This window comes from Humisphaera borealis, assembly GCF_015169395.1.
Taxonomy (GTDB): Bacteria; Planctomycetota; Phycisphaerae; order Tepidisphaerales; family Tepidisphaeraceae; genus Humisphaera; species Humisphaera borealis.
Map to the genome: position 1 here is coordinate 4,266,211 of NZ_CP063458.1, position 12,169 is coordinate 4,278,379.

The 12,169-nt window shown below is 64.6% G+C and carries 12 protein-coding genes; 1 reads left to right on the forward strand and 11 read right to left on the reverse strand.

Annotated elements, in window-relative coordinates; translation table 11 throughout:
• Positions 1 to 69: 69 nt before the first annotated feature.
• The 3 genes from IPV69_RS15915 to IPV69_RS15925 all read right to left on the reverse strand — a co-directional run bounded on the left by IPV69_RS15915 (position 70) and on the right by IPV69_RS15925 (position 4,524).
• Positions 70 to 969, reverse strand: coding sequence for a formyltetrahydrofolate deformylase (locus IPV69_RS15915; RefSeq protein WP_206290674.1), 900 nt, complete (start codon positions 967 to 969; stop codon positions 70 to 72).
• A 172-nt stretch (positions 970 to 1,141) separates the two neighbouring features.
• Positions 1,142 to 2,407 carry a hypothetical protein gene (locus IPV69_RS15920; RefSeq protein WP_206290675.1) on the reverse strand — a complete coding sequence of 422 codons (1,266 nt, stop codon included), beginning with the start codon at positions 2,405 to 2,407 and terminating at the stop codon, positions 1,142 to 1,144.
• Positions 2,408 to 2,547: 140 nt separating this feature from the next.
• Positions 2,548 to 4,524 carry an amylo-alpha-1,6-glucosidase gene (locus IPV69_RS15925; protein ID WP_206290676.1) on the reverse strand — a complete coding sequence of 659 codons (1,977 nt, stop codon included), beginning with the start codon at positions 4,522 to 4,524 and terminating at the stop codon, positions 2,548 to 2,550.
• A gap of 150 nt (positions 4,525 to 4,674) precedes the next feature.
• Here IPV69_RS15925 and IPV69_RS15930 point away from each other — a divergent pair, with 150 nt between their 5' ends.
• Positions 4,675 to 5,259: a hypothetical protein gene (locus tag IPV69_RS15930; protein ID WP_206290677.1), complete on the forward strand. Its 585-nt coding sequence runs from the start codon at positions 4,675 to 4,677 to the stop codon at positions 5,257 to 5,259.
• 101 nt (positions 5,260 to 5,360) lie between these two features.
• Here IPV69_RS15930 and IPV69_RS15935 read toward each other — a convergent pair whose 3' ends face one another.
• The 8 genes from IPV69_RS15935 to IPV69_RS15970 form a co-directional block, all read right to left on the reverse strand.
• Positions 5,361 to 7,184, reverse strand: a complete 1,824-nt coding sequence (locus tag IPV69_RS15935; protein WP_206290678.1) for an MFS transporter — start codon at positions 7,182 to 7,184, stop codon at positions 5,361 to 5,363.
• A gap of 173 nt (positions 7,185 to 7,357) precedes the next feature.
• Positions 7,358 to 8,179 carry a thiazole synthase gene (locus IPV69_RS15940; RefSeq protein WP_206290679.1) on the reverse strand — a complete coding sequence of 274 codons (822 nt, stop codon included), beginning with the start codon at positions 8,177 to 8,179 and terminating at the stop codon, positions 7,358 to 7,360.
• A 180-nt stretch (positions 8,180 to 8,359) separates the two neighbouring features.
• Positions 8,360 to 8,800, reverse strand: a complete 441-nt coding sequence (locus IPV69_RS15945; RefSeq protein WP_206290680.1) for a GNAT family N-acetyltransferase — start codon at positions 8,798 to 8,800, stop codon at positions 8,360 to 8,362.
• Positions 8,801 to 8,804: 4 nt separating this feature from the next.
• Positions 8,805 to 9,383: an acyl carrier protein gene (locus IPV69_RS27720; RefSeq protein WP_206290681.1), complete on the reverse strand. Its 579-nt coding sequence runs from the start codon at positions 9,381 to 9,383 to the stop codon at positions 8,805 to 8,807.
• Positions 9,384 to 9,398: 15 nt separating this feature from the next.
• Complete coding sequence (gene thiS / locus IPV69_RS15955; RefSeq protein WP_206290682.1) at positions 9,399 to 9,596, reverse strand: sulfur carrier protein ThiS; 198 nt, start codon at positions 9,594 to 9,596, stop codon at positions 9,399 to 9,401.
• Entirely contained in the window at positions 9,593 to 10,768 is a 1,176-nt protein-coding gene (gene proB / locus IPV69_RS15960) for a glutamate 5-kinase (RefSeq protein WP_206290683.1), read from the reverse strand. The genes thiS and proB overlap by 4 nt, the downstream gene beginning before the upstream one ends.
• Positions 10,769 to 10,933: 165 nt before the next feature.
• Positions 10,934 to 11,590, reverse strand: a complete 657-nt coding sequence (locus tag IPV69_RS15965; RefSeq protein ID WP_206290684.1) for a GYF domain-containing protein — start codon at positions 11,588 to 11,590, stop codon at positions 10,934 to 10,936.
• A 274-nt stretch (positions 11,591 to 11,864) separates the two neighbouring features.
• Positions 11,865 to 12,074 (reverse strand): hypothetical protein, encoded by a 210-nt coding sequence (locus IPV69_RS15970; RefSeq protein WP_206290685.1) that lies wholly within the window; start codon positions 12,072 to 12,074, stop codon positions 11,865 to 11,867.
• Between the last annotated feature and the right edge of the window lie 95 nt (positions 12,075 to 12,169).

Consider the following 12,169-nt stretch of genomic DNA (forward strand, 5'->3'; position numbering starts at 1 on the left):
GCCATCGACCTTATCTTGATTCGTGCCCATTCGTGTTCATTCGTGGACAACACATTTCGGCTTACTATTTTACGCCCCGCGCCGGTTGCGATCGAAGAACCTGGCGATACCCGGCTTGAAGATGACTTTTCCTTCGACCACGACCAGTTCTTCGTCCAGGTAAAGCTGCACGGCGCGGCCGAGGACCTGTGCCTCAAGGTTCAGGCCCTTAAGCTTTACGTCTTCCAGGGTGTCGTTGCCGACGTTGATGTGGAAAACATCCTGCAGAATGACCGGTCCTTCGTCGAGCTGCTCGGTGACGAAATGCGCCGTGCAACCGTGTACCCGTACGCCGCTCTCAAAAGCCTGCTTGTAAGGCGCCGCACCGGGGAAGTATGGCAGTAGCGACGGATGGATATTGATGATCTTGTGGCGATACGACTTGACCAGTTGCGCGGGCAGGATGCGCATGTACCGCGCCAGCACAACCAGATCCGCCGAACACTTCTTCAACTGCTCGGCCAGCCAATGGAAGTGCTGATCGAGGTCGCCGTGCGAATGCCAGGCGAATGGCAGTCCGTACTTGTTGGCCAGCGGTTCCAGGTCGGGATGGTTGGCCAGCACACAGGCAACGTCGCCGTGCAGTTTGCCATCGGCGAATTGCTTCGCGAGGTGCTCGAGGCAGTGCGGCTCTTTGCTCGCCAGAAGCGCGACGCGTTTCCTGCGTCGCTGGCTGTGGAGGTGAACGCGCACCTCCATGTCGATCTTGCCGCCCAGTTCCAGCAAACCGGTGATCAGTTCAGACAGATCGACCGTGACGTCCTTGAGGTCGACCAGCATGTCCATCAGGAAGAAGCCGCGGACGACGTGCTGCTCGATGTCTTCGATGTTGACGCCGCGTTCGGCCAGGAAGGTCGCGAACTGCGCAACGACACCTTTCTGGTCTTTTCCTAAAACGCTGACGACGGCCAGGACAGGACTGCTGGGCAAAGCAAACTCCGGCGAAGAGAAAAGGCGGAACTACGCTCAAAAGTGTAACGGGGCAAAGGCGGCCGGACCAATCCTGTGGCGTCGACTATCTGTACTGAAGTCTGTGGGCGTGAATAAGGAGCGACATGGGCACGTGCGATTGCCCGTGAACTGTCGTGCGAGGGAAGGGACTCTAAGGCCGCATCACGACCGCACCCCACCACTCGCCGGCGACATCCGCCGGGACCGTCGCTGTCTGGTCGGCCACCTTGCCGGGGTAGAGCTTGTCGGCGATCAGATCGATTCGCACTTCGGCGCGGGTTTGGGTATCCGACGGCGGGCTGGGGCTGACCGACCGACTGACGAACGCGATCGTGTTCCTGGTGCCCAGGTTGAACTCGTAACGGTCGGGATTGCCTGTCGCGTCGCAGGTGAGGGTCAGTCCAAGCGTTGCCAACTGCCCGCGGCTTCCGAGGACCGGCCGCATGCGGTCGGCGGCTTCGACGGAGAGGTGCGCTTCGCGGAAAGCCGAGACATAGGTCCATCGGTCGCGCTGGCTGAGCGAGCCGTTCCAGATCACGACGTCGCCGCCGGCAAACACCGCCGGCCGGAGCGACATCACATAAAACGCCGCCCCGGCGACACCGCAGACGCAGACCACCGTCGCCGCGATGAACCCGCCTTTGCCCCGCCAGAGCGAAGCTCCGGCGACGACCAGCGACGTCAGCAAGCAGACCAGCAGGATGGTTCGACGATCGGATTTCGGCCAGGAGCGGTCCCAGGCGTAGGTGGGGTCGTAGGCATCTACATTCACGCCGCCGTACGGGCCGACCGGGGCATGCCGCAGAACCCACCAGCCTCCCTGTTGTTGCCAGGGCCATTGGCCCAGCGGCTTGGCCGAAGAGCGGATGGCCACGGTCGTTCCGGCGGCGAGCAGTACGCGCAACTGGGCTTCGTCCACCCGCGCCGCGGATGTCTGATCGAGCAGCACTGCGTCGGCCGCGTCATACGCCTGCGGCGGCCACAGCAACCGGGGACGGTTGGTGTCGATGGTCACCAGTACCGGTTTCTTGTCGGAAAAAAGGCTCGCGGCGAATGCCTTGGCGTCGGCGCTGTCGCCGGCGACGGCGACCAGCCGTTCGTCGGTGCGCAGAGACCTCACGGTGATTGCCGTTGAGCCGGTCTGCCGGCCGGCTGTCCAGGTGAGGCGATCCGGCGGCAGGCCCTGCGTCATGACGGGTACGGTCGCTTCGACGCGACCCGCTGTCGCCGGCACCTGCACAGGCACCAGGCCTTCGCCGTTCAGCAGCAGCCGTGAAGCCGCGAGACCCTCGGCACTGATGTGAATCGCCGTCGCTTTGCCAAGCCGGCAGTAGCCTTCCAGCGGCAGCGACAACTCGACCTGCTGGCCGAATACCGGCATGACGTACGCGCCGAGCGTGGCGATGGCGATTGCCAAGGTCACAAGCGAGTCTGTTCGACGTTTCAGCATCATTGCATTGCGGTGTAAACGATGCCCCACGCCATGGACGCCAATACAGCACACCGGCCTGCCGGAAAGGCCGACCGATGGCACCACGCCGCGAGTTTCCCGCCGCATCACATGTCCAGCTCGACCGCCAGCCGAAGCACTTCTGCGACGCTCCACGCCTGGGCACAACAGCCCACAGGCCGGTGCGGCTCGGCGGCCTCGAAGATCTCGGCGATTTGCCCGAGGCAGTTCTCTTCCAGATGGTCGACCAGCGGCTGAAGCCAGGTGCGGCACTGTTCCTTGGCGTCTTCCGTGTTCTTGTGCACCTTCAGGTACGCCGACAGGAACGCTCCGATCGGCCACGGCCAGATCGTGCCATTGTGATACGCCTCGTCCCGCAGGTACTGCGGGCCGCTGTACCAGTCGCGATAACCCGGCTCGCCACGGGCGAGCGTTCGAAGCCCGACGGGTGTCAGCAGTTCTTTGCGAACAACCTCAACGACCGTCTTCTGCTGCTCGTCGTTTAGCGGACTGTTGGGCAAACTGACGGCGAAGATCTGGTTCGGACGGATCAGCTTGTCCTGCTGACCGTTGTTGACGCCGTCGGCCAGCCCGCGGGACTCGCTGACCCAGAATGTGTTCCTGAAGCTTTCGGCGACCTTTGCCGCCATCGCGGTTTCGCCCATCAGCACCAGCGCGTGATACCAGAGCGCGTTGATCTCGACCGGCTTGCCCTGCCGGGGCGTAAATGCCTTGTCGCCGCACTTGGCGTCCATCCAGGTCAGTTGCGTGCTGGCGTCGCCCTGCACGATCAGGCCGTCGGTATCGGCGTGGATGTTGTATCGGGTACCGTCGCGATAACCGTCGATGATCTTTCGGCAGGCAGGCTTAAGAACCTCTTCCAGCGTCTTTTTATCGCCACTGAGCCGTGCGTACTCGAACGCCGCGTGGATGTACCAGAGGCTGGCGTCGACCGTATTGTAGCTGGGCTCGTTGGTGTAATCGTCGAAACGATTGGGCACCATCCCGCCCTGGACATATTGCCCGAAGGTCGTCAGCACCTGCCTGGCCTGCTCGAATCGCCCCGTCGTCAAAAGCAATCCCGGCAACGAGATAAACGTGTCGCGACCCCAGTCGGCGAACCACGGATAACCGGCGATGATGGTCGTGCCTTCGGCCCCGTCGGGGCCCTTGCGGGCGACGACAAAATCATCCGCACCGCGCACGAGCCGCCGGACGGTCTTTGTCGTCACCTGCCCGGGAATCGACCAGTCGCCACGAGACCGGGCAAGCAGCGCCTTCTCGGCGTCCCAGTCGGGCACGTCGATCGGTGTTGTCGATGCCCAGAGCGTGATCTGCTGCTTGCCGTCACCTTCGATGACGAACCGGCCGGGTGTGAAAAGGTCTTCGTTGTCGTCGAGCCCGCGATCCGATTCGATCGGGAAGACGTGGCCATACCACCAGTCGTGATACTCTTCGAACGCACCGGCGTCGGACACCAGCGACACCGACCCGCCGGCATCGGAGACACCCACGCGCGGTTTGCCGTCGGCCCCGCCGACCGTCGTCTGGAAGTTGACGCCGTTGCGATGGCGGGAGCCGTGGAAATCGCGGAGCGGCGTAAAGGGCGCCAGCTCCATGCGGACATGCCGGGAGCGTTTCGGGTCGATCGTGTAGCGAATGCCGACGATGTTCCGCTTCCAGCACAGCAGCAGTTCCTTGGTGATCTGCACGCCCTCGACGTCGTACTCCCACGTCGCGGTCTGCCAGAGGGAAAACGAGCGCAGGTAGTGCTCGCCGCGCGGGTGCATCGTTTCGCGGAAGTGATTGACCGCCAGCTCGATGCGGACCGAATGGTCGTGATCGAGGTACACGCTTTCGGCGATACGGCTCAGGGCGAGAACGCGACCCACCGGCGGCAGCGTGGCGGCACACAGCAGGGCGTGATACCGCCGGGTGTTGCAGCCAATGACGGATGAGCCGGCGTATCCGCCGATTCCATTGGTCAGCAACCATTCGCGGTTGACCCACGGGAGCAGTTGCCCTTCCGTGTGAACGGTGAACGCGGCATCTTCAGAAGCGGTAGGTTTTTTCGACGAGGGCATGGACACTCAAGTGTATCGGTCGAAGGCGTCGCGAGCGAACAGCAACGGCCGGGTGTTTTGAAAGCTATCGGACGGTTCGCCTGCGGCGGGAAGTTGTGATAATCCCATCCTCGGATGCCCGAAACGCCCCGAAAGTTTCATCCCCGCCCGATGACCGCGCTGCAGTACGACACGCCGCTGGGTGTGGGGCAGGTACGGGTCCACGCGCCGTCATCGCGCGAGCTTTATATTGAGGTGGGGCCGCCGCCGGCCGCACAACAGGTGATCGCGCTCGCGCCGCTTGGGTTACTGTTCCTGCTCCTGGGGACGGCGCTGGGGCTGTTTACATATAGCGCGATATTTCGTCCCGCCGCCATCCCGTACAGCAAGCTGCTTCTGATTCCAACGATCGTGGCCATGGGGTTTGCGGCGATGGAACTGGCGGCCGCGCTGCGGCGCTGGTCGGTGCCGTCCAAGCTGTCGGTGATCGGCGGAACGTTTCAGTTCGCGTACCCCTCGCCGCGATCTGCCCCGGAAGAGGTGGACGCGATGCTGATCCGCCGGATTTCCGTCGTCACGGCCAGGTCGCGCGTGTTACGGCGGTCGGTCAGCGCACTGGAGATCGGGCTTGCCGCCGCCTCCGGCCGGCGGACCGGTCCCCGGTTCCTGCTGTTTCGGGGCTATCCGAAGCGGACGCTCGACGAGCTGAGCGATCTGCTGGGCCCGGCGCTGGGCATGAACGCCGTAGCCCAATGACTCCGGTTAGCGGTCGCACCGCAGGTGCACGGCTATCTCGACGTTTGAAGCCGGCTGGTGCGGTTCCGGTACGACCGCTGAACCGCACCAGCCGAACCGAATCATTTCCCCAGCAGCGAAGCTCCCGTCGAGAAGAACCAGAGCAACCCGCCGCCGACCGACGCCAGCACATTGGCGAACAGTGCGGCCAGCACGTGCGTTTCTTCCCGGAGCCGGCGGTGTTCGATAAAGCCGCCGACGATTGCCACGGCGAGCCCGCCCAGTCCGATCTTGGTGAGCCAGGGGCTGATGCTGAGCAGGTCGAACGCGGCGACATTGGTCTGGAAGTGGGCCAGCGCGTAAGATCCGCCGCCCATGATCGCCGCCAGCACCACCGCCCACGCGGCCGACGGACGCCAGCTCTTGAACAGGAACGACCCGGCCACCAGCAGCAGGGCGAAGCCGCCCAGGTAAATGGCGCCCCACTGCAGCACGTAGCTCAGGTAAGACACGCTTTCGAACGTCAGCGGGACCATCCCCGCACAGGCGACCAGCATGACGGCCAGGCCGGCGATGCAGGTCAGGAGGCCCGACAACCCGGCGAGTTTCGTCAGCAGGCCGAGGCTCAGGATACCCTTGCGCTGTTCGACGTCTTCGTGGGCGTGGGCGAAGAACTCGGCGGCGGTCTGCCCCTTGGAGGAGGGATGGGCTGACCCGGCGCTGTGGGACTGCCCGGTACCGGCAAGACCGGCCGCAACACCCGCACCCGCGGCGACCGCGGCCAGCGGAATCGCCGCCACCGGCTCGACCGGCAGCGCCGCCAGCTCCACCGCCGTCGGTTCGACATCCGTCGTGATGACCGGGGCGACCGGAACGGCTTCTCCGGTTTCGCGAAGCGCCGTCTCGGAGATCGCCAACTCCGGCTCGGCGTCGGCGGGCAGCAGGCCTTCGGTGGCCTCGGCCGACTTCGGCTCGAAATCGAGGGGTGCCAACTCGGCATCGATCGGCGTCAGCTCTGCATCAAAGTCGGGAAGCTCCGGCTCGCCCGAATCAGCGGGCGCCGCCGCGAGCTCCTCGGTCGCCGGTGCGGCCGGCCACTGCCCCGACATCGTCGCCGGTCCCGCCGACAAAGGCTCGACCGGTGCCGACGCCGCAGCGGCAGCTGCCACCGGCGGCCAGGCGCCGGACATTGTCGCCGGGCCGGACATCGTCGCTGGCGGAATCTCGGACATCAGCGTCGCGGGCGTGGACATCGCAGGGGCAGGGGGCTCGGCGTGCGCCGCAGGGCTGACGTGGTCGGCGGTGCCGGCGATCTCGTCGATGGAATCGAAGATGTCGTCCAACTCGGGGGATGACGCCTTCGCGGCCGCCGCGTCGATATGCGGCGCGGCCTCTGGAAGTTCATCGGCAAACTCTTCGTAACCCCCGGACGTCGGTTCGGCCGCCGCGGGCATTACCGGTTCCGGTGCGACGGGAACTTCGCTCGCCGGCAGGGGGGGCGGCTGTTCCAGCGGAACCTCTGGCGGTGTACGGCGGAAGGACGTCGGCCCGTAGATGATCAGCGGCGGCAACCCGCCATCCGACCAGGTCGGCCAGGCCGGATCAACCTGCGAGACGATCGTCTTTGGCGATTCCGGCTCGCGCGGCGCGATGTCCGCCGGCCGCGCCTGAAGCTCTTCAACACCCACGTCGATCTCCTCCGGCGGCAGGGGATTGGCCGCCCGCGTTGCCTTCTCGGCGGCGGCAACGTCTTCGAACAAGTCGGGGGGCGTAGAAGGAGCAGAGGCAGGATCGGCATCTGCAGATCGCTGAAACGAAGCCGGCGCTCCGAACTCGCCCCCGGTGTGGGGTGGCCAGATCGAAAAGGGGTTGTGTTCGCCGGGCAGGGGCGAGTCGGTGTCGTCCTTCGAAGCAGCGTCGCCGGCCGGATCGTTCTTCTCGCTCATGCCCGCGATCTTAAGAGGCCGCAAGCGAGAGGGGAAGATTGAAGATGGAAGTTGGCACGAAACGAATGAAATGGACAGTGTTGAGATGAAAGTGCTGAGTGCTGAGTAGGAGGAACTCGGCGTTTCATACTCCGCACCCGGCACTCAGCACGTTCAACTCGGCACTGTTCCGCTCATTCCCCCGGAATGTAGCTGATGACGCCTTCGAACGGCGACGACGCGGTCGCGTACCGCTTCTTCGGAATCCGCCCGGCCTGGTAACCGAGCCTGCCGGCTTCGAGAGCATGCCGCATGGCGGCGGCCATCTTCACGGGGTCTTTGGCGTGGGCGATTGCAGTGTTCAGCAGGACGCCGTCGGCACCGAGTTCCATCGCGACGGCGACGTCGCTCGCCGCGCCGACGCCGGCATCGACGATCACCGGATACGTCGGGTCGCCTTCCTTCAGCAGTTCCAGGCAGAGCGAAATGTTCAGCGGGTTCAGCACCCCTTGGCCCGAACCAATGGGCGAACCGGCCGGCATGACCGACGCCGCCCCGGCTTCCTTGATTCGGACCGCCGCCCGCGGGTCGTCGCTGCTGTAGGCCAGGACGGTAAAGCCCTCCTTCACCAGTTCACGCGTCGCCTCCAGCGTGCCGACCGGATCGGGCATCAAGGTCTTCTTGTCGCCGAGCACTTCGAGCTTCACCCAACCCGCGCCCTTGTTGCCGGCCTTTTCCAGCAGTTCGCGACCCAGCAGCGAAACGCGGATCGCGTCTTCGGCGGTAAAGCAGCCGGCGGTGTTGGGCAGGATGACGTAGCGGTTCAGGTCCAGGAAATCCGTCAGCCGTCGGCCCTGGGCGTCGATCAGCCGGTCACGGCGGACGGCAACCGTCACCACCTGGCAGCCGGAGGCGTCCAGCGCCTGCTGCATGAGTTCGTAGTTCGCGTATTTGCCCGTGCCGACAAACAGGCGGTTGGTGACTTCGAAGGAACCGATACGGAAGAGGTCTGTCATAGGAGATGACATTAGACCACGACAAGCCGGCAAGACGAAGCGGCCAATTGAGAGCTTGGATATCGGGAGATGCCCCGGAGGATGGTGTCCGCAAGGCCCGAAGGGCTATAGAACTTCGGCCCGTCGGGCCTCGAATCGCGGCGATCGGCGAACATCAATTCTCGGTGCCGATCTCAGATTTCAATCCGCCGAGGCGATAAAGCAGGGTTTCGATGTCGAAAACGTGAATCCGCACCGCTCGTAAAACCCCACCGCCGTATCCCGGCTGTCGAGCCAGACCTTCGTCAAGCCTGCCTCCCGCGCCGTTGCCCGCAGCCAGTCGATCATCGCCTGCCCGTAGCCTTTGCCTTGTTCGGCCTGTTCGGTGACGAGGTCATCGACGAAAAGGTGCGGCCCGCGGAACAGCGTGGACGAAACTCGATACCCCGCCACGACAACCAGTTTCTCACCCACGAACCCGCCGACCAGGCGATACCCGCCGGCCCGCTGATCGGCGACCAGCGCCGCGAATGCTTCCTGCGAAGTCAGGTGTGGCCGCAACTGACGGAGAAGATCGAACGCCAGAGCGACGTCGCCGTCCGACGCCAGATCGCGAATAAAAAGTCCGCTCGTGGTCATCATCGCTTCAATCTGCGTTGAGGTCGTTGATGTAGTCGGTGTCCCACTTCAGTTCCAACACCTTGACCCCGAACTGCTCGCCCACGATGTCCAGCAGGCGCTTCCAGACGGCTCTCGTGTTGACCTGGCCGTCCGGCAGGTAGAGAGACCCGGTTGCGAGTCCCTGGTCGTGCCGCGAATAGACGAGCCGGCGCACGGTCATGCCTTCAGGCGGGAACGCCGGCCTGAAAACTCCTTCGCGCTCGGCCCTGAAGCCGCAGGCGGTCGCGACGTCGTTCCATCGCTCGCGGTCGGACCGCTTCCTGACCAGATCGCCGATCCTGCTGCTGGGCATGACCAGTCTTCGTGGGACGCCATACCGCGAGCGCAGTTCTCGGCGCAACCGGTAAAACGCTCGTGACGTCGCGCAAAATGGTGGGGCGGCAGGAGTCGACGCTTCTGGCACCGGCGACATCTGTCGCAGACGTTCGATCACATACACCGCGGTCTGGCCGATCGTACACAGCTTCTCGGCGTGCTCGTCCGGGATCGAGATGCCGAACGCGTCTTCGATCTCCATCACCAGTTCGATCGTGTCCATTCCCATGGGAACCTTCCCGGCTCACCCACCGCCTACAAACGTCACCAGTTCCACCTCGTCGCCGTCCTTGAGCGCCTGGTCGTACTTCTCCGACTTCAGCAGCCGGCGGTTGAGTTCGACCGCCACCTTGCCGGCTTCGAGCTGATACCGCGCGATCAGCGCGCGAATGGTCTCGCCGTCGGGCAGGTCTCGGGCGTCGCCGTTCACGGTTACCTTCATTCGAGCACCATGTTATCCCGGTGAATTACCTCGTCATACGCCTCTTCGGCCAGCAGCGATCGCACCTGCGGGCTCTTCATCCCCTTGATGCGTTCGATGTCGGCTGACGCGTAGTTCGTTAGCCCGCGGGCGATCAGGGTGCCGTCGGCGGCAACAATCCCGACGACATCACCGGGGCCGAACGTGCCTTCCACCTTCGCGATGCCCGCCGGCAGCAGGCTGCGGTTCTTTTCGCCGACCGCCTTGGCCGCGCCGTCATCCACATGGATGAGCCCGGCAGGGCGGGCGGCACCGATCCAGCGGTTCTTGCCGGCGCGCTTCCTCGCCGCCGGGACGAACAGCGTCCCCACCATCTCGCCGGCCAGCAGCCGGGGCAGGATGTTCTCCATCCGCCCGTGGGCGACCACCATCGCCTCGCCCGATCCTGTCACCATCTGGGCGGCGTTGAGTTTGGAGTTCATGCCCCCCTTGCCGAGCGACGACTTGTCCACGCGAACGAGCGACCGCGCGCCGGCGACCTCTTCGATCACCCGCCGGGGCTGACCGGCCTCATCCAGCACGCCGTCCACCACCGACAGCAGGCAGAGCACGTCAGCCCGCAGCGCGTGGGTGACTAGCGCCGCCAGGATGTCGTTATCGCCGAACGTCAGCTTCACCAGCTCGTCGGTGCTGATGGTGTCGTTCTCGTTGATGATGGGCACGGCGTTAAACGCATGAATGGCGTTCACGGTGTTCCGCAGGTTCAGGAAGCGGGAACGTTCGTCGATGTCTTCGCGGGTGAGCAGAATCTGGGCGACCGGCAGCTTGTGGGGCGCGAACGCCGCCGCCCAACCGTCCATGAGCCGCCGCTGCCCGACCGCCGCGACCGCCTGCAGCATGCCAAGGTCGGTGGGGCGTTTGGGGAGGTTCAGCTCGCGCAGGCCGGCGGCGATCGCCCCGGACGAGACGATCGTCACCTGCACGCCGCGGGATTTCAGCTCGGCCACCTGCGTCGCGACCGAGGTCAGGAACGCCGCATCGAGCCGGCCTTCCTTGTCGGACAGCAACTGCGAACCGAGCTTGACGACCAAACTCTTGGCGCTGGCAAGGTATCGTCGGCGGACTTCGGAAGGGTCGTCTGCGACGACGCCGGACGCGGCGGTGGTGGTTTCTTCTTGGGGCTGGGAACTCATGAGCGGGGAGAGAATAACAGGAGCAGGCCGCCGCGTCTGGTGCTAACGTCTGAACCGCGCCGGGTGTAGCGCAAACCGGTGGAGCTTGCGTGCGTTTTTGGTGCCACGGGCTGCGGTACGCCGCAGCCCGTGGGGACGCGTGGGAAGCCGAACTCGGCCGATCGCCTACCGTCCGTAAGTCGCCGCGTTCACCAGCGCGACAAGAAAGATGAAGAGTGCCGCCACCACCGCGAGCGAGATGTAGCCGCAGACCAACCCGGCGACCGCCATTCCGTTGGCCCGGCCGGTCTGCTTCTTGGACTGTGAGTGTCCGATATGGCCAAAAATGACCGCGAGCAATGCGAGCAGGAATCCGAATCCGTAGCAAAACGTCGAGGGGATCGCCAGAATTCCAAGCACCAGGCTTGCGATGCTCATGCCTTGCGATGACGGGGCAACATAGCCCTGGGGATATCCAGCCTGCTGGGGGTAGCCGCCATACGCGAGGTTATGGGGCTGCCCCGCCGGTGGAAACGCCCCGGGCGGATACCCGCCCGGAACGCCATACACCTGTGCCTGCGGAGGAGTCGGCTGCGCGGGATACGCCGCCGCCTGCGGGTAGGCAGGTCCCGCCAGCGGCTGCGGCGGCGCCGGCGGCACGAACGGAGTCGCTTCCGGCGGACCTGCAAACAATGCCGCCAGTTCCGTGACCTGCCCGGCCGGCTGCCACTCGCCAAGCCCTTCACGCCAGACGAGCGTCTGGCGGCTGATTCCGGCAGACCGCAGCCCATTCAGATCGACCGGGCCCTTTTGATCGTCGCCGTCGGCGTAGTAGTACTGCATGCAAGTCTCCGCGGGAGCATGGTTCCACCCGGCCACATCGCAGCGCCCGGCCCAAAGCCCGGATCGACAGACACTGAAGGGTGACAGCCGTTTGGATGGCAAAGCCGCTGCCCGGCCATTGCCCGACCCTCTATTCTCTCCCGACAGGACGTCGAATCAACTACAAACACAGCCGGGCGACTCTCGGGAAAGAGAATCGCCCGGCTGACGTTTTTGGCACGGATCGGATCGGCAGGGCAAACTGCTATTGCACCTGCGTCTATCACACCTGTGTCTATTGCACCTGCGCCGGCTCAAAACCGTCGCAACCGCTGATCGCCGTCACCTGAAGGTGCAGCGCCGCATGTTTCGGGTGGCCGCACTCTTCGAGCAGGTCCTCGGGCGCCTGTTGCTGGGTGCGTACCTGCACAAGCTGGCTGTCCTGCTGGTGGTGTTCGCCGAAATGGGCACACAAGCCGCACTGTCCGTCGTTGACCTGAAGCATAATGGGCTCCTTTGTCGTTGAGGTCCTACTGTCGGCGTCATCGCCGTACCCGGCATTGTTGCACCTGCCGGCGCGCCCGGGCCACCATGAAATGC